Genomic DNA, 24,527 nt, shown 5'->3' with positions numbered 1-24,527 from the left:
CCCTGAGAGCTTTTCTTGCTACAACGTAAACTGTGAAGTTAGGCGTGAATGCTTAAAAAAAGAAAAGATTGGGCAATCAGCAGCGAAGCATCTATGGAAACGTAGATGAACGTTCAACGACTATTGAACCTTTCTAAGCTTGACAAAGTATGAAAGAAGTAAATCATATGAGGCGGTGACGCTCTTATGAGGCGCGAGACAAAGAACAGTATTCTTTGATGATATAGTCTGATCTTATGTGAAAGCATAAGAATGTGGCAGAAATGACCACATCTAAAAAGTGTTTTAAAATACTTTTTTGTAACAAGAAGCGTGGGGCACAAATGATTATGCTGGCAGATTGGCATCCTGATATCGTGGAATTTATTATTTCAAAAATGCAAAATCCACGTATTCTACGATACCTAATCGAAAATACAACGGATAAAACAATTATTCGTCTAGCAAAAGAAAAATTAAACTTTAAACCTCTTTCATCTCAAGAGGAAGCTATGTACCAAGGTATTGTTAACTATAAAGGTATCGAAGGCTTAGGCGGTTTTGATACGGCTATTATTCGTGAAGCGGAAAACAAACTACGCGATGGCGGTACTTATACTGTTCACAATTCAGAATTTTTAACTGGTGCAAATATTTCTGTAACATTAACAAAAGAATTTATGGAAGCAGTTGAAAATGACGCTGAATTCGAGCTTCGTTTCCCAGCTGTTGAAGAATATACAAAAGAAGAAATGGCTATTTACAACAGTGAGTGGCATAAAGTTGGCGACGTGCGCGAATGGGAGAAAATGGGCTATAAAGTACGTACATACCGTACGATTAAAGCGCAGGAATTATGGAATTTAATCAACGTTTGTGCAACGTACTCTGCAGAGCCAGGTATTTTCTTCATCGACAACGCCAATGACATGACAAACGCAAAAGCTTATGGTCAAAGCGTTGTAGCGACAAACCCATGTGGGGAACAACCACTTGCACCATATTCTGTGTGTAACTTAGCAGCTGTGAACTTAGCACAGTTTGCGAATAAAGAAGATCAAACAATTGATTACGAAGCACTACGTGAAACAGTTCGTGTTGGTGTTCGTATGCAAGATAATGTTATTGATGCTACACCATACTTCCTAGAAGAAAACCGTGTACAAGCTCTTGGAGAGCGTCGTGTTGGCTTAGGTGTAATGGGCTTAGCGGACTTATTAATTTATTGTGAGAAAGAATATGGCTCAGAAGCGGGTAATGAGCTAGTTGATGAAATCTTTAAAACGATTGCTGAGACAGCTTATGAGGCGTCAACAGAGCTTGCAAAAGAACGCGGCAGCTTCCCATTCCTTGTAGGAGCAACAGAGGAAGAAACAGCACGTTTACGTAAAGCATTTACTGAAACAGGCTTTATGCAAAAAATGCCTGCACACATTAAAGAGCAAATTTTAGCAACAGGTATTCGCAACTCGCATTTACTAACAGTAGCTCCAACTGGTTCAACTGGTACGATGGTTGGTGTGGCAACTGGTCTTGAGCCATACTTCTCATTCACATACTACCGTTCTGGTCGCCTGGGTAAATTCATCGAGGTAAAAGCAGAAATCGTTCAAGAATATTTAGAACGTCATCCGGAAGTAGATGAGAATAACCTTCCTGAGTGGTTCGTTACGGCGATGGAGTTAAAACCAGAGGCACATGCTGATGTACAATGTATCATCCAAAAATGGATTGATTCATCTATTTCAAAAACTGTAAACGCACCAAAAGGTTATTCAGTACAACAAGTTGAAAAAGTATACGAGCGCTTATATAAAGGTGGCGCTAAAGGTGGTACGGTTTATGTAGATGGTAGCCGTGATTCACAAGTACTGACACTTAAGGCTGAAGAAAATGATATGGATCAACTATCATTTGAAGAAGAATTAGTAGAAGTACCAACGAAGCGTCCTGTTGTATTAATAGATACGATTCAAGCATTAGAATCGACAACAGTTATTGGTTCGGATGTAGGGAATACTTGTCCAGTATGCCGCAAAGGAACTGTAGAAGAAATCGGTGGCTGTAATACATGTACAAACTGTGCTGCACAGTTAAAATGTGGCCTATAAAATATTGAAAAAGTGTCTATTGTAGATTTTAAATAAAGTTTAACTGTTTCCCTCCTTTGGATATGATTATCTAAAGGAGGGTTTTTTTGTCCAAAAGAACCAGAACATCGCAAGTGTAAAAATGGATTAAAGAAGGTCGTGGCTCTGGAGTGGCTGCGGATTATATGGCGTAGTTAAACTTTCTGGATGTTTCATCGTTAGGAAGATAAAAGGTATTAAAATAAATAGACAGCATGAATTTCTATCAATTTAATAAAAAACCATTTGATTATCTATTTAACAGACCTAAAGTATCAGCATCTTGCTGGTGCTTTTTTTTGTGGTGTACTCAGCTTGCTCATGAACTCTAGGGTGCAAGTCCCAATCTCCGAAGAAAGCAACACACCTGCCCGAGGAACACAACTACATATAAGGCTAGATCCGATTGAGTTTGCTCAATAAAACAAAGCGCTTTCTTTCGAAGACCATATCGAGTAAATAAGGTGGATAGATGGTGTGAAAGTGTATGTGCTTAGCTGGGGAGGTCTGACAGAAACGTGAAGTATCCCTTTATAACCTACTTGGTGAACAGTAGGTGGTCTATTAGAGTTTCATAGAACATCTAAAGGAGAAGGTAATTTGTGCTAATCATGAAGCAGTCTGTCTGTTCAAATCAGCTGAACTTGTAAAATAAGTGTTGTCACAGGGAACCTTGTTGACAGTTATGAATGAAAATAGAACACCTAAATCAGATACTTTGGACATCTAAGTATAGAGGAGCAGCTTGTATGCATGGAATGAAAAACAGTAGAATTCTCGAGTTATAGTATGTATGTAAATTAGGAGGGTGAACCATGCAGGATTACAATGTAAAGGTAGAAAATTTAACAAAGAACTATGGGAAAAAAGCTGTTCTGAAAGGAATAGACTTTACTGCTAAAAAAGGTGAAATTATTGGTGTTATCGGTAAAAATGGTGCTGGGAAATCGACATTCTTGGAAATTTTAATGACGATTAAAGATTATAATGACGGTAAGGTAGCTGTTTTGGGTAATAACTTAAAGGAAATTGATCAAGCTCAGCTGGAAGAAATCAAAAGTAATATATCTGCTGTACTTCAGCCTACACAGTTTTATAAAAAATTAAAAGTAAAAGAATTACTAGATCTTTTTCGTGCCTATTATGGTAGCAAAGTAGATTTAAATGAAATTATCGAAGAGTTTGAATTGCAGGAGCATCTAAATACGTTTTTTGATAATTTATCTGGAGGCTGGAAGCAAAAGGTTAGCCTGGCAATTGCTTTTTCTTCAAAACCGCGTTTGATTATTTTGGATGAACCGACTACCGGTCTGGATCCTCATATGCGGAACATATTATGGGAAAGCATCACAGGATATATAAAAAAAAATGATAGTACAGTGATTTTATCGACTCATTACATGGACGAAATCGAACTCTATTGTGATAAAGTTCTATTCATTAACGACGGTGTAACCGAAGTATATGATACTCCAGAAAATATACTGAAATCAGGTTATAAGTCTATTAATAGCTTTTATCTTGATAAAATTTCCAAATAAGGGGGAGGGAAGATGTTATTAACACAAATTAAATATGACTTAATCATGTTTTTTAGAGAGTTATTTTATTTAGTCTTCACAGTTGTTGTACCGCCAGTAACATATATTTTAATGGGACAAATGTTCAGTAATGCAACCTATAGCGGAGGAATGAACTATGTTCAAATGTATACACCATCGTTTATTGTCCTAATTAGTTTTTCAGTAGTATTTTTTGCCTTTGGTTTTGATCAGGTAATGAATCGAGCAGAAGGAATTGAAAAAAGACTTTTCATTACGCCTATAACGGATAAAATTCTTCTGATGTCCAGTATTGCCAAGTCATTTATTATTGCAACTGCAGGATTTGTCTTAATAACATTGATTGGCATACTTATTTATGATTTGCAACTTTCTATTGTTAATTTCATAGTTTCATATCTAAGTTTGTTGCTTATTAATGCGATAATGTTGGTCTATTCTCATGCGATTTATTCAAACTTCAAGGAAGTAAAAACAGCACTAATTATGTCTATTGTTTTGTTTCAAATTGTTATGTTCACTGGCGGCTTTTCTGTTCCTGTGGAGAGTCTTCCGAATTTTGTGAAATATGTATCTTATGTGAATCCGTTCTATCATTTAAATAAAATGTATATTTCAATTTGGAATCAGACATTTGAATTCGATCAAGATATGTTGATTTCAATCGGGTACACATCGTTTCTTCTAATTATTTCATTAGTTGTTATTAAGCTCAAAAAAAGATTTAAATGAGTTCCAACGATTTGGTGAGAATTGTTATAAGTAGACATTGTCTTCTACGCCATTTGATAATGAGCTGTTGTTTTAAATGAATTTTTTGAAAGAGCTTTGTAAAAGTGATGGCTTTAAGAGCTGGAATATAAGCTTGAATTCTGGTCAGGTTTTGTCTTTCTTTTAATTTCCTAACCTCCGCTAACACGCCTTCCCTGATTCCTTTTATTTATATATATAGTATACTATATAGTGGAGTTTACTATATAGAAATGAGGGTCAGTGAGTGGCTATATTAGCATTCATTCAGGTTTTATTTTATTGTATTTTGGTAAGTTTCATTATAGGCAAACGTTTTTTTCGAAAGGAAAATATTATTGCGGCCATATTGTTTAGTTTAATTATGGCTGGGCTATATTCGTATTTAGATATTTTTGGTTCGTTATTAATATTTGCGTTTGTTCTTGCTATGTTTAAATATACATATCTAAAGTGGATACCTGCATTGTACTACACATCAACAATAATGATTGCTATGATTCTAATTGATCATATAACAACTTTCATTATGGTAAAAATCTTTGGGATTAGTACTACCTTTTTAGAAACAAATGAAATCATTTTTTCAGCGACATTACTTCATCAATTTATTACAATGAGTATTGGCTTTATATTTATAGTCTTTTGGAAAAAAATTACCGTCCGAATTTTTGAGAAAGATGCAGATGATAGGAATTTAACGCGAATTGCAGCTTTCTTGGGTCTTTTTACATATGCAATTTATTTTACAATGATTGTTTATGTACGATTAACAGGAAATCAAAATAAGCTGGTATTGATGAATACGATGTACTTATTTATCTATTTTGTTATTTTTGCTGTTAGTTTGTCGTTTCTAGTATATACCTTTAGAAAGCAGTTTGAGATGAGGGAAAAGGAAATTGAGCTAAACAGTCTACAAATGTACACTGAACAGCTGGAAAAAAACTATAATGAAATGCGAACTTTCCGCCATGATTACATCAATATCCTGTCTTCTATGTCAGAATACATCACCAATCGAGATATGACTGCTTTAGAAAGCTATTTTAATGACAATATTATGCGCGTCAGTCAAAAGATTCGTGATAATGATTTTAAAATGAGGGGATTGTCTCAAATTAAAATCCCAGAAGTTAAAGGTTTGATATCTTCCAAACTGATTACAGCACAGGAAAAGGGGATAGATGTAGTTTTTGAATGTCCTAACGAAATTCATCATCTGAATATGGATAGTGTACTGTTGTGCCGCTGTATCGGAATTATTTTAGACAATGCCATTGAAGCAGCAGAAGAAGTAGAAAAGGGTACGGTTCGAGTGGGGTTTGTGGAGTTTGAACAATCCGTGTCCTTTGTAGTTTGGAATACGTTCAAAGATACTGGACATAAGCTCTTTCAATATTTCGAAAAAGGTTTCTCAACAAAAGGAGAAAATCGAGGATTGGGGCTGACTAGCCTGAAGAAAATGGTTGATCAAGAAAATAACACACAGTTGGATACATTTATAGAGGATGAATTTTTTAAGCAGGAAATTGTAATTTTAAAGTGAGGGATTGAGATGATTGATGTTTTTATTTGTGAAGATCAAAAGGAACAAAGAGAAAAGATAGCCAGGTATGTTTCAAATTACATAATGATTGAAAACCTTGATATGCAACTGGTACTAACAACCGCAGATCCAGAAGAAATATTAGCCTACATAAAGGAGAGTAATCGACCTGGTTTATATTTTCTTGATATCGACTTGAGTCATGAGATGAATGGTATCACACTTGGCGCGGAAATCAGAAAAATTGATCCAATAGGTGATATTGTTTTTATCACAACCCACTCAGAACTTACTTATTTAAATTTCATTTATAAAGTAGCCGCGATGGATTTTATTATTAAAGATGATGTCGATTCTGTACAGAGCAAGATTGTTAGCTGCTTGAAGGTGACAAATGAAAGAAAGCAAGTAATGAACAAAACATCCAATAAAAAATTCGTTCAAAGAATTGCAGATAAAATTATTAGTGTCAACTATGATGATATCATGTTTTTTGAATCCTCCCCATTACATAAAGTTGTTTTACATTTGGATAATCGTCAAGTGGAGTTTTATGGGAAGCTGAAAGACATAGAAAAAGAGTATGAAGGCTTCATTCGTTGCCATAATTCTTTCGTAGTGAATATCGACAATATTCAGGAAATGGACTTAAAAAAGAAAGAAATTCTAATGGAAAATGGCGAAACTTGCTATGGATCTGCTCGAATGATTAAAGCTGTACAGAAAAAATTAGAAATGAATCTAATCGAATAAGAGTATGCTCTCCCTTGTATTTCCAAGTGTTTAAAATGTATCGAAAAAGGAAGTAAAGTTGTACTGTTTGAAATAAAGTCGCACCGTTTTGAGCGTATCAAAATCAAGGAAATACTGTTATATCAACATTTTGTATTTAACTTTGATCAATCTGTTTTGCGATGAGGGGTAGCGTCAGAGAAATGAGGATTTACAACGTTAAGGAAATTCTAATATAAAAAGGCCAATTCCTCGGCGTTAAAATCGAGAAATTGGCCTCTTTTCGTTACTACATAAAAGGGTCTTGTTGTTGAAGGTCAAAGCCTAAATCTTATTCGAGATAAGCTCAATATTAAAACCCATTGATAATCTCAAATATTTCCTCAAGGTTTTTTGTAAGCGCATCTGACTTTTATCTATGATAGGTTACATTTAATGCCGTTCATTATAACAGAGGCTCTTTCTTGACGTATTCAGTTATTACAATATTTCAATATAACCTTCTGTTCCGTGAACGCGAATTCGTTGCCCGTCTTTTATCAGTTTGATGGCATTTTCCACCCCAACAACTGCGGGTAAGCCATATTCACGTGCGATAACTGCTCCATGGGTCATCAATCCGCCAACTTCAGTGACTAGACCTTTGATGGATACAAACAGTGATGTCCAGCTAGGGTCAGTAAAGGAGGTTACTAGTATATCTCCATCTTCTAAATCAGCATCTTCCATGTTTAAGATGACACGAGCCCGCCCCTCTATAACTCCGGAAGAAACAGGTAGCCCTATAAGAGCTTCGGCTGGGGTATTTTCCCGTTTGTATTCACCTACAATGATTTCACCATCAGACGTGATAACACGTGGGGGAGTAAGTTTTTTATATAATTTGTACTCGTCTTTCCGTTTGTTGATAATCTGGTAATCTAGTTTATTTGTTTGTACGATTTCGCGAAGTTCTTCAAAAGAGAGATAGTATATATCTTCTTTTTCATGAATAACGTTGGTTTGTACAAGTTGTTCTGCTTCGTTCAGTAAAGCCTGCTTATAAACGAAGTAGCGATTAATCATGCCGTATTTTGGATATTCACGATAACCGATGAAATTTCGGATTAGATCGATCATTCGTTTTGTTTCTTTGGCTTTTTGTTCACCATCCGGTAATTGCTTCAAGCGCTCTAATAACTCTTGTTCTTTTTCCAAAGCTTTCCGTCGCCCTTGCTCAAATTTTCGATTGCTGGCATTAGGCTGCAAGTTTTTGATATTATTTAGAATCGTGGGAACGAGTGTAATTGGTTTTTCACTCCAACGAGTTTTCGTAATATCAATTTCTCCGGCACATCGCATTCCGTATTTGTTGAGAAAAACATAGAAAGCGTCTCTAGCTTTCTGTCCACCATCAAACTTAACCAGTTCATCTAAAAAGTTATTATCTTTTGTATGTTGTAAATATTCAATTGCTTCTGGATAAGGGCGAATCACATCTGCGACATCCAATAATGCTAGACCCATTTCCGATGTAATATTGTTTGGTACAGATTGAGAAAGCGTGTCTGCTACGTTTTTTTCACCTAACCACTCGCTCATTTTTTCATTGATCCATATTGAAGCATTTATTGCAGTCATAAATACATTTGAACTTTGTGGGTCAAATAAAATTTTCTTTAATTCCTGAAGATCTTCTAGAATAAAATCAAATAAATCTATTCCTGATTTCGTTTGGATGTTTTGTTTTAACTCTTCTATGGATGTTTGATTACGTTTAATCAATTCAGAAACGATGGATGGATTGATTTCGATTTGTGCTAGCATATCTGTATTGCCTCTGTTGGGACTTGGTGCTTTATTATCATTTGGTAACGATTTTATAAAATCTCCACGCTCAATGATGGTCATAAGTGCATCTTTGCTAAGCGGATCGTGTTGTCCCATAGTATTTAATAGATTGTTTCTACTAGCAAGTGATTCCAGTTGATGTGTAACATCAACAAACAACCTTCCACCTGCTTTACGCATGGGTGCAGAAGTGGTTAACAGGAAAAAAGACAATCCCAATGGTTTCATGGCATCGGTCATCATTTGTTGATGACCAACAGATAGATAGACGTGGTTTTCTTGATCATTCGCTTTAGGGATGGGGAAAAGAGTCGTGATTGGGCGACTCTGGACAATATAAAATGTATCATCAACCAAACACCATTCGATATCTTGTGGGCAACCAAAATAAGCTTCGATCTGTCTTCCAATGCGTGCTAGTTGTATAATCTGTTGATCAGTAAGTGTTTGTGTTTTTTGCTGATCCGGATTGATCTGTTGTGTCTCTGTTCCTCCTCCTTTTAGTCCATAGATAGCCAATTTCTTGTTCGCTATCATCTTTTCGACGATTTTATCTTCCTGTACTTTATAACAATCGGCAGAGACCAAGCCAGAGACCAGTGCTTCTCCGAGTCCGAAACTGGCATTGATTGATAGCAGCTTTCGGTTAGAAGTAATCGGATCAGCGGTAAATAAAATCCCTGATGCCTGTGGGAAAACCATCCGTTGTATGATAACGGATATATACACTTGACTGTGGTCAAATCCATTTTGCATACGGTAGATTACCGCGCGATCTGTAAATAGGGAAGCCCAACATTTGCGAATATGCTGCAAGATGGCTTCTTTGCCGATGATATTTAAATAGGTGTCTTGTTGACCAGCAAAAGAGGCATGAGGTAAATCTTCAGCAGTCGCACTAGAACGCACTGCGTAAGCGTGGCCACCACCAAGCTGAGAGAGTTTGTGAGCAACTGCTTTTACAACATCGGAAGGAATTTCTACTTCCGTAATGATTTGTCGAATCTTCCTGCTGATTTCACCAATTTGATCTCGATCCTCTACTTTTAGCGTTGATAGTTGGTCCAACAATGCTTGAATCGTTTTGTCTTGTTCGATAGCTTTTTGATAACCCACTGTTGTAACACAAAATCCTTCTGGTACTTGTAGTCCTTCAATTTTTGATAATTCCCCTAAATTTAACCCTTTTCCACCAACGAGCAAAAGCTGTGTTTTATTCATTTCCTGAAAGCCAAGAACCAAAGAACTCATTCTACATCTCTCCTAACCATAATATTGAGCAAAAAAATTTGACAAGTGCATACCGGTATGATATTATTAAAATATAAAATAGGATAACTTTGCGAACTAGACCGATATTAGTTGTAATATAATTATATCTTCGTGTCTGTCTTTGTGCAATATTAAAGAACCTGGTAAAACTATCCAGGTTTTTTCTTGTTTTTCCACTACCGCTAATCACATCAAAATCCTGATTTAAGCCGACTCCGTCACTGCATAGTTAATCCGGGCATGCTTATGGTGACTCTTTCGAGGTATCTCCCTTCCTTTTTCGCTAAATCAATTCTTTCGCTTTGACGCATGCGAATTAGATCACGCTTTAACGAATTTACTCCACCCATGACCGTCGTTAAAAATTGGTTATAGGGATTATCTTCCAATTGGTCTATCCATGTGTTTTTCAAGGACTTTAAGCTTGCCTTCTTTTGTTTAATGTAATCTACTAATTCAAATAGATCTCTTGTGCTGTGAGTGATTCGAGTAAGGTCCGTAACAAAAATGATGTCCCTTTGTTGAAGGGTTTCTATCATTTTTTTGCAACTCTGGTCGATCTTGCGTCGCTCCAGACAGTTTCTCTTCAAAGATAATGTCCTAGAATCTTGTCTTTATAAACAATCAGAGAATGACTACTGATAATCCTGAATTATGCTAAACAGTCACAAAAAGAAATATGATTATCTCGTTCCGTAAACGGGTGCTTAATTTGAATTAGATTTAAGCAATAATCTTCAACAAAACCACATAATAAAAATGATGTGATATTCCATTAAATGGCGCGATTGTGAAGGACAAGAGTAGATAAATCAAACTTTTTTATAAAACCGATATTTAAATCTTCTGGATAAAAATCCATTTTGATCAATCTTTTTTTCAAAATGGATTCTTTTTATTTATTGTAAAATACTGGTTGTGGGGTATTTTGATCAAAACTTTATTTCAAAGCACATCTATCTTGTCAATAAAACGGATAGGCACTTTTTTATCGTCATTTAGACAAACTCCAGCCTCCTTTGAGAGGGGGAGATGGGTGTCAAAACCACTTATCCCGTAAAAACGACCAGTCGTCGAAAATCCATTTACATAACTACATAAACATTTTATAGTGAAAACGAATGAAAGGACTGTGATGATATGAAGGTAGAAGTGTCGATTGACCCGGCATGCAAAGAACCTAAAGTGACTATTCACACAGATAAGATGACCGATGAAATAGAAAATCTCATGCAGTGTATCGCTTCCGCTGAAATGAATACGTTATCGGTTTTATCACATAGAGGTGTTGAATTTATTAACTGTGAGGACATTGTGCGCATTTATACGGAACAAAAGAAAGTTTTCGTTCAAACGATGGTTAGTATTTACAATGTACGTTTTCGCTTGTATGAACTTGAAGAAAAGCTTAATACACAGCTATTTTTACGAATTTCAAATGCTGAAATTGTCAATCGAAATATGATTATACATATGGACATTAGCAAAACTGGAACAATCGGAGTTGAGCTAAAAGGTGGGATTAATACATACGCTTCAAGGCGCTATGTAACGAAAATTAAGAAGCAATTAGGACTATGAGGTGAAAAACGTGCGAAAAGACTTACTAATTCGTATTATAGGTGGATTTGTCATTGGTGCTGTACTAGGGCAGGTGGTGCAATTCTTTATATCAATTGGGATCGCGCAAGGAAGTTACGCTTGGGTAGTTCCCGAATTTCGAGCATTATTTACAAATGGAATAATCGCAATAATCACTCAAGTTTTGTTGACTGGTTTGATTGGGATAACTTTCGCTTTAGCTGCACTATTTTTTGAAATGGCTAGATGGGGAATGCTGAAGCAATTTATTGTACATTTTTTTGTAACGGCAATTATTTGGATACCCATTGTGATGATTTTATGGATGCCGAAAACGATGGCCAATGTTTGTTCCTTATTAGTAAGTTTCTTAGGAACATATGTCGTGACATGGTTATTTCAATATAAGCTGTCAAAGCGTGATATAGAAAAAATTAATGCCATGCTAATAGAGAGAGGTGAGTCTCATGACAATTGAAATTAAGAGCTTAACAAAGCAGTATAAGGAACATGTAGTAGTGGATCAGTTATCTTTAACTATAAAAAGTGGGGAATTCTTTGCACTTCTCGGGCAAAATGCAGCTGGGAAGACGACAACGATTAAAATGCTTTGTGGACTTTTATCACCAACAGCTGGAGATGCTCTTTTAGATGGTGAAAGTATTGTTCATCATCAAGTCGCTGCTAAAAAGAAATTAAATATTTCCCCGCAGGAAACAGCAGTTGCACCGAATTTAACAGTAGTAGAGAATCTGCTATTAATGGGCCGAATTTATGGATGCTCAAAAACAGAGGCGCAGAAAAGAGCAAGCACACAAATGAAGGTATTTGGCTTGACTCCTCATCAGTCCAGTAAGGCTAAAACGTTATCGGGCGGCTATATGCGTCGCTTAAGTGTTGCGATGGCTATGATGTCTAATCCAACAATACTTTTCTTAGATGAACCAACATTAGGTATGGATGTACGTGCACGTCGCGATTTATGGAAAATACTTAATCAGTTAAAAGGTCAGGTAACGATTGTCTTAACGACTCACTATTTAGAAGAGGTCGAGATGCTGGCGGATCGTGTAGGCATTATGCATCGAGGGAAATTACGTGCTCTTGGTACAATTCAGGAATTAATGCAAGAAACAAAAAAGGGTTCTTTAGAAGATGTATTTTTAGAGCTTACAGAGGAGGAGTCACTATGAAAGCAAGTGTATTTGCAACAAGAAATCATAAGGAAATAGTACGCGATCCCTTAACACTCATTTTTGGCATGGGCTTACCAATGCTTCTTATGTGGCTATTTTCTGTCATGCAAAAAAATATGCCATTTGCATTATATGAAATTAGTAATCTCACACCAGGTGTTATTGTTTTTAGCTTCTCATTTCTTACTCTTTTTTCCGGTATGTTACTCAGCAAGGATAAGAGCTCTTCCTTTTTAATGCGAATTTTTGCTTCTCCTATGTTAGCACGCGATTATATTTTGGGCTATGTCCTACCTCTACTACCAATTGCATTATTGCAAATTATTTTCTGTTTACTCACAGCTGTATTTTTAGGATTAACCTTCAATATAACTGTCCTTTTAATGGTAGGTGTACTTATTGTAATTTCCTTATTATATATTGGTTTTGGTTTATTACTTGGCACAATTTTTACGGACAAACAGGTAGGGGGTATCTTCGCGATATTTGTCAATTTATCAACTTGGTTTAGTAGTATATGGTTTGAACCTGACATGATAGGTGGTACATTTCAATCTATCACACAATTTTTGCCATTTGTCCATGCTGTTCATGCGGCACGTGCAGTTCTAAGTGGAGCTTATTCAGATGTTTTCGTTCCACTCGCTATCGTTTTAGGGTACACGGTCTTTATTTTTATGATCGCTACCCTGTTATTTCAATGGAAGATGCGGGGGCAGAATTAAAATTTGAATTTATTTAGTAGGATTTTCAGAAAATCTCTCGAAATGTTATAAGTATAAAGGGGGAGAGAGTATGTCTAGTTTACCAATTATAGTTGCTCCGATGTTTTTAGTTTCTAATCCTAAGATGGTTATTGAGGCTAGTAGAGCAGGGGCTATTGGTTCATTTCCGTTATTAAATGCCAGACCGGCTTCAGCTTGTGCTGAGTGGCTTGGAGAAATAAAAAGGGCGCTACCTTCTGAGCAATGGGCAGTTAACTTTATTTGTCATCCTGTAGCGAATACACGTTTTGAAGAAGATTTACAGTTAATCGAACAATTTCAGCCACCAATTGTTATTACTTCACTAGGCAATCCAAAGAGAGTTTTGGACATTGTACAAGGCTATGGAGGGAAGGTCTATGCAGATGTTGCGAACGTTAAGCATGCCGAAAAATCTGCTGCAACTGGTGTAGACGGATTGATTCTTGTTTGTGCAGGTGCTGGTGGGCATGGCGGGCAACTGAATCCATTTGGCTTTGTATCTGCTGTTAAGAAATTCTTTACGGGGACGATCATTTTATCAGGTTCCATCTCTAGCGGTGCAGACGTACTAGCTGCTCAAATAATGGGAGCAGACTATGCCTATATGGGTACTCGATTTTTAGCTTGTGATGAAGGAAATGCACCTGATGAGTACAAAAATATGGTAATTGAAAGTTGTACTTCTGATATTTTATATACCGATGCTTTTAGCGGTGTCCATGTTAATGTGTTAATTCCATCCTTATTAAAGGAGGGTATTGATCCAGCGACATTGAAGCCAAGAGAAGATATTGATTTAACACATCTTGTTAATGTCAAGGCATGGCGAGATATTTGGTCAGCCGGACATGGCATCACCAATATTGATAAACGAGAGTCCGTTCGTGAAATACTCATAACATTGGAAACAGAGTACGAGAAAGCAAAGCAACAAATAATTTCTGTACAGCCATTATCATAACTAATCTCTAACATAAAAAGGGCAAGTCCAACCAAAAGTATCTGTTGGACTCGCCCTTTAACTTATTTCAGCGGTTGTTCAAACATCCGCTGAAATAGAGGAACTCAGTCTAAGAACGCCACGTCCTGTGGCAACGACTGAGTGACCAACATCACGTTGGCCCAAAGCCTCCGGCGGATGTCACGGAATCGGGAAGGAGTTCACATAGGATGTTAGCCTAAAATCATCGCATCCATGCGATAACGGCTAACTGACCTGCATCCTGCAGGCCTAAGCACAAAGCTGATTCCAGACGCAATTATGCCGAGGCATAATTGATTTGTTAATCATGATTCAAAGTAGCTGCGATTTCTGGTTGTTGCTCAACTTGAAGCAGCATATTGAAGGATGCAATAGCTACTTCTACTTGATCGTCTTTCGGCTCACGTGTTGTTAGTAATTGTAGCCATAAGCCTGGATAGCCAAGGAAGCGTAACACTGGCATATTACGGCATGCATTAGTAGCTTGTAGTACTTCAAATGATATCCCAAGAACAACTGGAATTAATAAAATACGGTCCACAATGCGTAACCAAAGCGGATCAGTTGGCACGAAGAAATATAAAAACATGCCGACAAACACAGTGAACAGCATAAAACTACTACCGCAACGATAGTGTAAGCGTGATTGTGCTTGTACATTTTCCACTGTTATATCCATACCAGCTTCATAGCAATTGATAACTTTATGTTCTGCACCATGATATTGGAATACTCGTTTAATAAGTGGTGTTAAAGATATAAAATATAAATAGGTAAGTAGTAAAAATAGTTTAATGCCACTTTCAAGTAAAATTTGGCCAGTTTTGCCCTCAATCCATTTAGAGAAAAAATCCGCAATAAATACTGGAATTAATGTAAAGGCAAACTTACCAAATAAAAAGGAAAGGATACCTACAACTGCAACCCCTAAAATCATTTGCAGTCTTGAGCCTTCCTCTTTATGTTCTTCTTCTTCACCAGGTGTAACGTCGTAACGGTCCCCTGAAAATTGCATATGGCGAGAGCCTAAACCAGCTGATTCAATCAGCGCTACTACGCCTCGTACCAATGGAATTTTTTTAAGCTTTTGTAAAATAGGGTTTTGAACTTTTTTAAAATGATAATAATCGATGGAATCATCGTTACGGCGAATGGCAGTAATCGTATGTTCCTTTCCTCCGAACATTACACCTTCTAATTGTGCTTGTCCCCCGTATACAGGTGAATTGCTCAAGGCTAACACCACTCTCTTTATATATTTCAACTGTACCATTGTACTAAATTTAGTGAAAAACCTCTAGAGTTACGCATAGTAAAATTTCTATATGGTTACACTAATCGTACAGTTTAGGAAATGATTAACGTTTGAAAATAAACTCGTGGTACAAGTTAGGAGGATTTTACTTGAGAGTAGCTAGTATAACATCGCTCGTCGGTGCACTTGTTTTTGCATTATGTTTAAAGGGGCTTCATTACTTTCATCTCATTAAATGGAATCCAATAGGTTTTTATAAGAAGTGGGATATATTCGAAGGCAGCTCAAAACTATTTCAATGGAGCTTTTTCATCCTAGTCTTATTCATGATTGGGTTTTTGTTATACATTACGTTGAGATATGTTTATATTATCCCAGCTGTGCTATCTTCTTTTTTACTTGGCCTTTTTGTGTCAATCACATTAGAATGGTTTGTTCTTGATTTGCCTTTACAATCTTCTTCTTTTAAAAAACTGTCGATTCCTTTTATGGTCATAGTTATTTGTCTATTACGTTTCTTGCTTGAAACTGCAAATTTTCATCAAAAGGAGCATACAGCGCAAAAAGGAAATTAGTTGCTGTATGCTCCTTGTATGATAAAATAATGGCAAGTACATAGAAAGAGGCGAATATGCGTGAAGTTATTATGTTTGAATGGACCAAACTTAAATCGACTAGGTAAACGAGAGCCACATATTTATGGTTATGAGACATTAGAAGATGTGAAAAACAATGTTCAGAATCTTGCGGCGTCTTTCGGTGCCACTGTCGAGTTTCGTCAATCTAATCATGAAGGGGTTCTTGTTGATTGGGTACATGAGGCAGAGGACGAAAAATATGATGGTATTATCTTTAATCCCGGTGCATATACCCATACAAGCATAGCTTTACATGATGCAATTGCAGGGATTTCTGTGCCGGTTATAGAAGTACATATTTCAAATATCCATAAACGTGAGGCTTTCCGTCATCATTCTTATCTCGCTCCGGCATGCCTTGGTCAAATCTCTGGACTAGGTACGAAAGGCTATGAACTGGCACTACGCACATTTATTGAGAGGGAGAATTGATTATGTTGAAATTACAAAAGCTACGTAAGACACTTCAGGAACAAAATCTCGATGGCATTTTAATTACGAACGGATACAACCGTCGTTATATGACTGGTTTTACAGGGACAGCGGGCGTAGCAATCGTGTCTCAAAATGATGCTGTGTTTATCACGGATTTTCGTTACACAGAGCAAGCAGCTGCTCAAGTTCAAGATTTCAGAATTGTCAAGCATGAGGCGACGATCATTGAAGAAATTGCAACGCAAGTAAAAAACATGGGTATCAAATTATTGGGCTTTGAGAAAGATACTGTTAGCTATGGCACATATGAGCTATATAAAAATAAAATTCAAGCTGATTTAGTACCGATTTCTGGGCTAATTGAAAAAATTCGCTTGATTAAGACGCAACAAGAGATTAATATTATTAAGGTTGCGTGTGAAATTGCTGATCACGCATATACACATATCTTAAACTTCATCAAGCCAGGTAAAACAGAGCTTGAAGTTTCGAATGAATTAGAATTTTTCATGCGTAAACAAGGAGCAACTCAGTCCTCGTTTGATACAATTGTTGCGTCTGGTATTCGCTCAGCGTTACCACATGGCGTTGCAACGAATAAAGTGATTGAAAAAGGCGACTTTGTTACTTTAGATTATGGAGCACTGTACAATGGCTATATCTCGGATATTACACGTACTGTGGCAGTTGGCGAGCCATCTGAAAAATTAGTGGATATGTACAACGCAGTACTTGCTTCCCAGCTTTTAGCACTTGAAAAGGTTGGCCCTGGCTTAACAGGGATCCAAGCAGATGCGATTGCACGTAACTACTTAACAGAAAAAGGCTATGGCGAGGCATTTGGTCATTCATTAGGACATGGGATTGGTCTTGAAGTACATGAAGGCCCTGGCTTATCGATGCGTTCAGAAGCGATTTTAGAGCCAGGTATGGCCGTAACGATTGAACCAGGAGTGTATTTACCAGGAATCGGTGGTGTTCGTATCGAGGACGATATTTTAATCACAGAGACAGGTAATGAACTGCTAACTCATTCGTCAAAAGAACTTATTATTTTGTAAACTATGGAGGAACACAAATGATTTCAGTAAACGATTTCCGTACAGGTCTAACAATTATTGTAGATGGCCAATTATATCGCGTGTTAGATTTCCAACACGTTAAACCAGGTAAAGGTGCTGCGTTCGTACGTTCTAAATTACGTAACCTACGTAACGGTTCAGTAAATGAAAAAACTTTCCGTGCTGGTGAGAAAGTTGAAAAAGCACAAATCGATAACCGTAAAATGCAATACCTTTATGCACAAGGTGACGAGCATGTTTTCATGGACTTAGAATCATATGAGCAAACTGAACTTGCTTCAGCTGCCATTGAATATGAATTAAAATTCCTAAAAGAAAACATGGAAGTTCATATTCAATCATACCAAAGTGAAATGTTAGGTGTTGAATTACCAAACACTGTAACGCTAGAAGTAACAGAAACAGAGCCTGGCATTAAAGGTGATACAGCTTCAGGTGGTACAAAACCTGCAACTCTTGAAACAGGTCTTATTGTACAAGTGCCATTCTTCGTAAACCAAGGTGACAAGTTAATTATCAATACTGAAGAAGGTTCTTACGTTTCTCGTGGGTAATGAATAAAAATATCCGACCTACTCTTTTTTACAAAAGGGTAGGTTTTTATTTATACATATAAAGTAGAGATAGCTCCTTTTTTACTATTAGAAAAATTAGTTTCTATCATTTAATATGTGGTCATAATTGGAAGATTTGTTTACAATAATAGTAAGGAGTGAATGCTATGCTACAAACAAATTTTGACATACCATATCCAATCATACAGGCACCAATGGCTGGTGTAACTACGCCAAAATTTGTGGCTGCCTGTTCAGAGCAAGGTATTTTAGGCTCGATTGGAGCGGGCTATTTAGATGGGGAGCAAACAAAAAGCTTTATTCAGGAAGTTAAAAAGCTAACGAAAAAGCCATTTGCGATTAATTTATTTGTACAAGAAGAACCACGTATTGATGTCGATGTTCTTCAAAAGGCTCGAATGGCTTTACAACCGTTTTATGATGAACTTGGACTATCACCTGTACAAAGTGTCATGTCCAAGGAAGTATTTGAAGAACAAGTACAAGCTGTTCTTGATGAAAATGTAGCCATTTGTTCCTTTACATTTGGTATACCTTCAGCAGATGTCATTCATCGTTTAAAGGACAAAAATGTGTATGTTATTGGTACAGCAACTACATTAGAGGAAGCAAAGCGTGTAGAACAAGCGGGGATGCAAGCTGTTGTTCTTCAGGGTGGTGAAGCTGGTGGTCATCGTGGATCCTTTACTGAACCGATGCAATTAATTGATTTGCATGATTTACTTCAGCAAGTGGTGGGGCAAATTCCCATACCGATTATTGCTGCTGGAGGCATTGTCACAAAGGAAGATGTAAGTAAAGCACTAGCAATGGGTGCACAAGCGGTTCAAATTGGTACAGCTTTACTAGTAGCCGATGAGTGTGAAATTTCACCTCTTTATAAAAATGCCTTGCTTCAATCGGAAGCACAACAGACAACGATTACTCGTGCTTTTTCTGGTAAACCAGCAAGAGGCTTAGCAAATGGTTTTACGGAACGTATGAAGGATGCTATTGTAGCCCCTTATCCATTGCAAAATGATCTAACTACAACTATTCGCAAAGAAGGCGCAAAACAAGGCAAAGCCGAATATTTATCGATGTGGATGGGCGAAAAGAGCTATTTAGTGAAACAACCAGGTACCGTCAAAAGCATCATTGAAAAGTTACTGTAACTTCTTTCGGCAAATCTCCTCCCTCTATATGTGGAGAGAGAATGTGGGTTTAAGTTACTTTTCAAAGGTGTCTAACATTTGCTGAAAGAAGTTAAGCATCCGGATGCAATTATGCTGAGGCATCATTAATTTCATAAAAATACGAAGATCTCTATACGTGTATGTATGGAGGTCTTTTTTTTGTGGAAGCAACATATATTGCTGTACACGAGGGGGCGTATGAAATGGAATTACAAGACGTATTAAGAGTCGCGGGAGTGGGACTAGTAGTTGCGCTTCTTCATGTCTTCTTTGATCAAACAGGAAAAAAAGAATTTTCATTTTTCCTATTTTTCATTGCCTATTTATATATGACAGCGGAATTACTGCGATTTTTACGTCTCTTTTTTAATGAGATCCTTACATTCTTTCAATGGCTGACCTCATCAGGGTAGGTAAATGGAAATTGTCATCGTTGCTGTTGTCATGCTGCTTTTATTATTGCTTATAAAAGAAGTCATACAGCCACTCCATGCGCTAATTAGTGTAATGTTTTCGTTTTTGCTATTCGGTATGTTGTTTTCGACACTCTTATTGCCATTCATCAAGCAATTACTTGAGACGTTAGCTTTTTTGCCTTATGCAAAAGCCATTGTAGTAAGTGCTAGCCTTTTTTATATCGGGCAATGGGTGTCGATGTTACTGGTAGAACAAAATTATAAAGTACTCGGACACATCGTCTATGATGGGGTTAAAATTGTAATTTTGTTGTACTGGTTTAAGGAATTTTTGGCTGTTTTACAGGAGGTGTCGGCCATTTTACAACGGCTAAACTAAGGGGCGAAGACATTGCTAGAGCAAATATTTTCGTTTTTAACGGATCCATTCTTTCTATTGCTGAAGATGACGCTTATTTTATGTGGCTACGTCATTATTATTTTGATTGTCAATATGATAATACCAGAATTTGAAAAAGGGACAAGGATACTTTTTTTTCTTATAGTCCTTGCAACAATAGGACCTGTCGTTGTGAATTCATTTAAATTAATAGACGAAATCGCACAGGGACTTGCTCATATATTTACTGCATTTTATCCCATTCTTACTTCAAGCTTTCTTTTATCAAGCAGTATTACAGCGATTACTTCTTGGCAGCCTTTTTTACTTTTTTTTGTACAAGTATTAACGATTATTAGTAGTAAATGGCTTATTCCGGGAGTGCTTTTTGCCATTGTTTTTGATGTTTGCAGTGTCATTGTTAAAGAGATTTCGTTTACAAGAATTGCAGAATTGATTCGTTTTACCATTATGAGCATCGTCTCTGCATCAGTTATTTGTTACATCATTTTAATGTCGGCGAGTGGTGTTGCGGCTTTTAGTGTAAATGCAGCTGTTGCAGAGCCTGTGAAAAAATTAATAGAGGAAAATATCCCAGTTGTTGGTTCCTTTATAGTAGATAGTTTTTCAATGTTCCAGCACATGTCACAATTTGCATCTTCTATAAGTAGTATTACTGCGTTTATAGCGGTTATTACCGTGTCGTTCATTCCTACAGTGCAGCTTGTTGTCAGTGCCTATTCGTTGAAAATGTTAGCTGCTATTTTAGAGCCAATCGCCTTTGATGATATTTGTAGATTACTAGATCATGTTAGTAAATCTCTATTTACATTATGTGCTGTATCATTTCTAATTGCTTTTTCATTTATGTTTTCTTGTTTATTCCTCATCGTTTTTGTGCAAGTTATGGCTGGGGGGAGATAAATTGATTCTTTTATTAGCAATTCTCTTTATCTGTCAGATATTTGTATTTCTAACAGAAGATAAAGAGATAATTTCACTTACAAAGCTTGTCATTACGTTAGTATTTTTGCAATTGCTATTAAAGATTCCATTTATCAATTCATAGGAGGAAACAAGCGTACATACACTTGAAAAAGAGAAGAGATGAAAGGAGGCAATGTACAAGTGATGTGGAAAAGAAACGAAAAAAAACAACGTCATTTATAGTCTTAATGCTTATCGCTGCCTCCGTGGGAATTTTCATCATTTTACCAATGTATCAAACGAATACAACGAATGGGCAAGTAGCACCGATAACCAATGAAGAAAAACTTGAGCAGACATTGAAGGCTATGAAAGGTGTTGGGGAGGTAAAGGTCTATTTTTATTACGGAGATATGACAGATAAGAAGGATGACAATCAACTATTCAGTCAATATTTTCGAGGAACTGAACAAGGAACGAAAGAAGTGACAGGGATGCTAATTGTTTCAGAAGGAGCATCAGATATCTTTGTTAAAAATGAAATTCGTGCGGTTGTTAGTCAAGTAATGCAATTACCGATTCATCGAATTATTATTGTTCCAATGGAAAATAAGGAGGAAAAGTAAATGCGCGTACGTAGAAGAACAGTTTGGTTTATGACATTATTAAGTCTAGTAGCGGTTATTTCAGTGTATTATTTGGTTGATCCAGCAAAACAATTTAATGGACTAACTATTTTCACAGATGACGCATTACAGCAAACTGCGGTAACTGGTGTAACTGATCAAGAAGCAACGAAAGGGGGAGAGACGAAGGAAGTATCTTCTCCAAGTCATTTATTTGAAGAAATGCGCATGCAAGTTAGTGATGAAAGAAGCCAGCTTCGTTCGCAATTAGAGCAGAAAATCGGTTCACAAGATTACTCAGCAGAAGATAAAAGTAAGGCTTATAATGAGATGGATAGCCTCATAAAACAAGAATCTGCAGAAGCAATGTTAGAAATGCTAATTAAATCTTTAGGCTACTCCGATGCATTTGTACGAGCAGACGGTGATAAAGTACAGGTAGATGTTATGGCGGAGGAGCTATCAAAAGCTCAAGCAAATGAAATTATTTATTTGGTAAGAACAGAGATGGAAGGCGCAAATGACGTCCAAGTAAAATTTAGTGCAAATAATAACTATTAAAAAATAGGGAAAAATATTAATATTCTGTTTACTTGATAATGTTGTTATATATCAGTATCATGAAAAGGCTTTCGTTTAGTAAAAGAAAGCCTTTTGTTTTGTTCATATTTACTTAATTTTCATTAAAGTATTTCAAATTGTTCGAAAAAAATATAGAATAGTGCTTGTAGTAGATTTTTTTTCATAAGGAGAGTTAGGAAAATGTTCAAAATTCAAGAAATTCGTGAAATCATTAAATTGGTAGATTCTTCTTCAATTGACGAGTTCGTTTATGAAGTAGATGGGGCAAAAGTTAAATTAAAAAAGAATGGTGTTGTTGTTACTGAAACTGTAGCACCTAAAAAAGAAGTAGCGGCACCTGTTGTACAACAATCTGCACCAGCAGCAGCTCCTGTAGCACCAGCTGCTCCAGCAAAAGCTGAAGAAGCACCTGCTGCAGCACCAGTAAATAACGACCCATCGTTACATAAAATTGTATCTCCGATGGTCGGTACTTTTTATCAATCTCCAAACCCAGATTCACCAGCGTACGCTAAAGTGGGGGACAAAGTTGGTAATGAAACAATTGTATGTATCGTAGAAGCTATGAAACTATTCAACGAAATTGAAGCAGAAGTTCAAGGGGAAATCGTTGAAGTACTTGTTAAAGACGGTGAATTAGTAGAATACGGACAGCCATTATTCCTTGTAAAAGCTGAGTAGGGAGTGCACAACTATGAAAAAAGTTTTAATTGCAAACCGCGGCGAAATCGCTGTGCGTATCATTCGTGCTTGTAAAGAGTTAGGCATTCAATCTGTTGCCGTATATTCAGAAGCAGACGCAGACGCATTACATGTGAAATTAGCAGACGAAGCATATTGCATCGGGCCAAAGCTATCAAAAGATTCATATCTTAGCTTCCCAGCTTTACTTAGCGTAGCAGAAAAAACGGGTGCGGACGGTATCCACCCAGGTTACGGATTTGTATCTGAAAACGCTGACTTCGCTGAAGCTTGTGAAAACGCAGGCATTAAGTTCATTGGACCTTCATCAGATTCAATTAAAATTATGGGTATTAAAGACGTTGCACGTACAACAATGGAAGCAGCAAATGTTCCACTTGTTCCGGGTACTGGTATTGTTCCAGATATCGAAACAGGTAAAGAATGGGCTGCTAAAATTGGGTACCCAGTTATCATCAAAGCAACTGCTGGTGGTGGCGGTAAAGGTATCCGTGTAGCTCGTACAGAAGAAGACCTTGTAAAAGGTATTGACATTACGCAAAAAGAGGCTGCTGCAGCATTCGGTAACCCTGGCGTATATTTAGAAAAATTCATCGAGTACTTCCGTCATTGTGAAATCCAAGTATTAGCGGATGGCTATGGTAACGTTGTACATTTAGGTGAACGTGACTGTACAGTTCAACGTCGTATGCAGAAATTAGTAGAGGAAGCTCCATCTCCAGCGCTATCTTCAGAGCGTCGTGCAGAGATGGGTGCGGCTGCCGTTAAAGCTGCACAAGCTTGTAACTATGAAGGTGCTGGAACAATCGAGTTTATTTATGACTATCAAGAAGATAAATTCTACTTCATGGAAATGAATACTCGTATCCAAGTAGAGCATCCAGTAACTGAAATGATTTCTGGTGTAGATCTTGTACAACAACAATTAAAAATTGCATCTGGTGAAAAACTTCCTTTCACTCAAGATGATATTCAATTAAATGGATGGGCAATTGAATGCCGTATTAACGCAGAAAATGCTTATAAAAACTTCATGCCATCAGCTGGTACTGTAGATACTTATGTAACTCCAGGTGGCTACGGTGTACGTATTGACTCTGCAGTGTATGCTGGTTATACAATCCCACCATACTATGATTCTATGGTTGCAAAACTAATTGTTCATGCAAACACTCGTGAAGAAGCGATTGCGAAAATGAATCGTGCGCTTAGCGAATTTGAAGTATCTGGTCCTGGTATCAATACAACAATTCCATTCCACCAAGCATTAATGAACAATGATGTTTTCAAATCAGCACAATTCAATACGAAGTTCCTAGAAGAGAACGATGTTTTAGGGACAAGCAAGTAATTGATTTGTGGATTTAGGGAATAGAATAGGGAATAGAATGCATTCCATATATCGCAATAAAATTACCTTCTAACAT

The 24,527-nt window shown here is 36.9% G+C and carries 25 protein-coding genes and 1 pseudogene; 23 read left to right on the top strand and 3 right to left on the bottom strand.

Going from position 1 to position 24,527, the window contains the following annotated elements; all coding sequences use genetic code 11:
• The first annotated feature begins 254 nt into the window (after positions 1 to 254).
• The 5 genes from ACQKMI_RS00660 (at position 255) to ACQKMI_RS00640 (ending at position 6,722) form a co-directional block, all read left to right on the top strand.
• A complete protein-coding gene (locus ACQKMI_RS00660) occupies positions 255 to 2,090 on the top strand; it encodes a vitamin B12-dependent ribonucleotide reductase (protein WP_427486713.1) in 1,836 nt (611 codons plus the stop codon).
• An 833-nt stretch (positions 2,091 to 2,923) separates the two neighbouring features.
• Positions 2,924 to 3,649, top strand: a complete 726-nt coding sequence (locus tag ACQKMI_RS00655) for an ABC transporter ATP-binding protein (protein ID WP_427486712.1) — start codon at positions 2,924 to 2,926, stop codon at positions 3,647 to 3,649.
• A gap of 12 nt (positions 3,650 to 3,661) precedes the next feature.
• Entirely contained in the window at positions 3,662 to 4,402 is a 741-nt protein-coding gene (locus ACQKMI_RS00650; protein ID WP_427486711.1) for an ABC transporter permease, read from the top strand.
• A 448-nt stretch (positions 4,403 to 4,850) separates the two neighbouring features.
• Positions 4,851 to 5,969 carry a sensor histidine kinase gene (locus ACQKMI_RS00645; RefSeq protein ID WP_427486710.1) on the top strand — a complete coding sequence of 373 codons (1,119 nt, stop codon included), beginning with the start codon at positions 4,851 to 4,853 and terminating at the stop codon, positions 5,967 to 5,969.
• A 9-nt stretch (positions 5,970 to 5,978) separates the two neighbouring features.
• Positions 5,979 to 6,722: a LytR/AlgR family response regulator transcription factor gene (locus ACQKMI_RS00640; protein ID WP_427486709.1), complete on the top strand. Its 744-nt coding sequence runs from the start codon at positions 5,979 to 5,981 to the stop codon at positions 6,720 to 6,722.
• A 459-nt stretch (positions 6,723 to 7,181) separates the two neighbouring features.
• Here the strand turns inward: ACQKMI_RS00640 and ppsA are convergent, their stop codons facing one another.
• Together ppsA and ACQKMI_RS00630 are read right to left on the bottom strand one after the other, a co-directional pair.
• Positions 7,182 to 9,782 carry a phosphoenolpyruvate synthase gene (gene ppsA, locus ACQKMI_RS00635; protein WP_427486708.1) on the bottom strand — a complete coding sequence of 867 codons (2,601 nt, stop codon included), beginning with the start codon at positions 9,780 to 9,782 and terminating at the stop codon, positions 7,182 to 7,184.
• Positions 9,783 to 10,022: 240 nt separating this feature from the next.
• A pseudogene (locus tag ACQKMI_RS00630) lies at positions 10,023 to 10,403 on the bottom strand (recombinase family protein); the annotation flags it as partial.
• A gap of 540 nt (positions 10,404 to 10,943) precedes the next feature.
• Between ACQKMI_RS00630 and ACQKMI_RS00625 the strand changes: the two are divergent.
• The 5 genes from ACQKMI_RS00625 to ACQKMI_RS00605 all read left to right on the top strand — a co-directional run bounded on the left by ACQKMI_RS00625 (position 10,944) and on the right by ACQKMI_RS00605 (position 14,287).
• Positions 10,944 to 11,384, top strand: a complete 441-nt coding sequence (locus ACQKMI_RS00625) for a LytTR family DNA-binding domain-containing protein (RefSeq protein ID WP_427486707.1) — start codon at positions 10,944 to 10,946, stop codon at positions 11,382 to 11,384.
• Between the two features lie 10 nt (positions 11,385 to 11,394).
• A complete protein-coding gene (locus ACQKMI_RS00620) occupies positions 11,395 to 11,862 on the top strand; it encodes a DUF3021 domain-containing protein (protein ID WP_427486706.1) in 468 nt (155 codons plus the stop codon).
• Positions 11,852 to 12,577 carry an ABC transporter ATP-binding protein gene (locus ACQKMI_RS00615; protein WP_427486705.1) on the top strand — a complete coding sequence of 242 codons (726 nt, stop codon included), beginning with the start codon at positions 11,852 to 11,854 and terminating at the stop codon, positions 12,575 to 12,577. Before ACQKMI_RS00620 ends, ACQKMI_RS00615 begins: the two co-directional genes overlap by 11 nt.
• Positions 12,574 to 13,305, top strand: a complete 732-nt coding sequence (locus ACQKMI_RS00610; protein WP_427486704.1) for an ABC transporter permease — start codon at positions 12,574 to 12,576, stop codon at positions 13,303 to 13,305. The genes ACQKMI_RS00615 and ACQKMI_RS00610 overlap by 4 nt, the downstream gene beginning before the upstream one ends.
• Positions 13,306 to 13,375: 70 nt before the next feature.
• Complete coding sequence (locus ACQKMI_RS00605) at positions 13,376 to 14,287, top strand: NAD(P)H-dependent flavin oxidoreductase (protein WP_427486703.1); 912 nt, start codon at positions 13,376 to 13,378, stop codon at positions 14,285 to 14,287.
• Between the two features lie 322 nt (positions 14,288 to 14,609).
• Here ACQKMI_RS00605 and ACQKMI_RS00600 read toward each other — a convergent pair whose 3' ends face one another.
• Positions 14,610 to 15,581, bottom strand: coding sequence for a DUF1385 domain-containing protein (locus ACQKMI_RS00600; protein ID WP_419150385.1), 972 nt, complete (start codon positions 15,579 to 15,581; stop codon positions 14,610 to 14,612).
• A gap of 131 nt (positions 15,582 to 15,712) precedes the next feature.
• Here ACQKMI_RS00600 and ACQKMI_RS00595 point away from each other — a divergent pair, with 131 nt between their 5' ends.
• The 13 genes from ACQKMI_RS00595 to accC all read left to right on the top strand — a co-directional run bounded on the left by ACQKMI_RS00595 (position 15,713) and on the right by accC (position 24,451).
• Complete coding sequence (locus tag ACQKMI_RS00595; protein ID WP_427486702.1) at positions 15,713 to 16,138, top strand: hypothetical protein; 426 nt, start codon at positions 15,713 to 15,715, stop codon at positions 16,136 to 16,138.
• Between the two features lie 60 nt (positions 16,139 to 16,198).
• Positions 16,199 to 16,633, top strand: coding sequence for a type II 3-dehydroquinate dehydratase (aroQ, locus tag ACQKMI_RS00590; RefSeq protein ID WP_323647102.1), 435 nt, complete (start codon positions 16,199 to 16,201; stop codon positions 16,631 to 16,633).
• Between the two features lie 2 nt (positions 16,634 to 16,635).
• A complete protein-coding gene (locus ACQKMI_RS00585; RefSeq protein ID WP_427486701.1) occupies positions 16,636 to 17,697 on the top strand; it encodes a M24 family metallopeptidase in 1,062 nt (353 codons plus the stop codon).
• A 17-nt stretch (positions 17,698 to 17,714) separates the two neighbouring features.
• Positions 17,715 to 18,272 (top strand): elongation factor P, encoded by a 558-nt coding sequence (gene efp / locus ACQKMI_RS00580; RefSeq protein ID WP_323647100.1) that lies wholly within the window; start codon positions 17,715 to 17,717, stop codon positions 18,270 to 18,272.
• Positions 18,273 to 18,439: 167 nt separating this feature from the next.
• Positions 18,440 to 19,447 carry an NAD(P)H-dependent flavin oxidoreductase gene (locus ACQKMI_RS00575; protein WP_427486700.1) on the top strand — a complete coding sequence of 336 codons (1,008 nt, stop codon included), beginning with the start codon at positions 18,440 to 18,442 and terminating at the stop codon, positions 19,445 to 19,447.
• Positions 19,448 to 19,671: 224 nt separating this feature from the next.
• Positions 19,672 to 19,881 (top strand): hypothetical protein, encoded by a 210-nt coding sequence (locus ACQKMI_RS00570; protein ID WP_012295089.1) that lies wholly within the window; start codon positions 19,672 to 19,674, stop codon positions 19,879 to 19,881.
• A gap of 4 nt (positions 19,882 to 19,885) precedes the next feature.
• Entirely contained in the window at positions 19,886 to 20,263 is a 378-nt protein-coding gene (locus tag ACQKMI_RS00565; protein ID WP_079561815.1) for a hypothetical protein, read from the top strand.
• 12 nt (positions 20,264 to 20,275) lie between these two features.
• Positions 20,276 to 21,187: a stage III sporulation protein AE gene (locus ACQKMI_RS00560; protein WP_427486699.1), complete on the top strand. Its 912-nt coding sequence runs from the start codon at positions 20,276 to 20,278 to the stop codon at positions 21,185 to 21,187.
• A gap of 1 nt (position 21,188) precedes the next feature.
• The gene (locus ACQKMI_RS00555) at positions 21,189 to 21,332 is read left to right on the top strand and encodes a hypothetical protein (protein WP_323647094.1); all 144 of its coding nucleotides are present in this window, start codon (positions 21,189 to 21,191) and stop codon (positions 21,330 to 21,332) included.
• Positions 21,333 to 21,354: 22 nt separating this feature from the next.
• Positions 21,355 to 21,816, top strand: coding sequence for a hypothetical protein (locus ACQKMI_RS00550; RefSeq protein WP_427486698.1), 462 nt, complete (start codon positions 21,355 to 21,357; stop codon positions 21,814 to 21,816).
• Positions 21,817 to 22,377, top strand: coding sequence for a SpoIIIAH-like family protein (locus ACQKMI_RS00545; protein WP_427415216.1), 561 nt, complete (start codon positions 21,817 to 21,819; stop codon positions 22,375 to 22,377).
• A gap of 201 nt (positions 22,378 to 22,578) precedes the next feature.
• Positions 22,579 to 23,079 (top strand): acetyl-CoA carboxylase biotin carboxyl carrier protein, encoded by a 501-nt coding sequence (gene accB / locus ACQKMI_RS00540; RefSeq protein WP_427486697.1) that lies wholly within the window; start codon positions 22,579 to 22,581, stop codon positions 23,077 to 23,079.
• A 13-nt stretch (positions 23,080 to 23,092) separates the two neighbouring features.
• On the top strand, positions 23,093 to 24,451 hold the full coding sequence (accC, locus tag ACQKMI_RS00535) for an acetyl-CoA carboxylase biotin carboxylase subunit (RefSeq protein ID WP_323647086.1): 1,359 nt from the start codon (positions 23,093 to 23,095) through the stop codon (positions 24,449 to 24,451).
• The last annotated feature ends 76 nt before the right edge of the window (positions 24,452 to 24,527 follow it).

Source organism: Lysinibacillus sp. NPDC097214, from assembly GCF_050277945.1.
Classification (GTDB): domain Bacteria; phylum Bacillota; class Bacilli; order Bacillales_A; family Planococcaceae; genus Lysinibacillus; species Lysinibacillus xylanilyticus_B.
The sequence above is the reverse complement of the archived record's forward strand: the minus strand, read 5'-3'. Positions and strand labels throughout refer to the sequence as shown.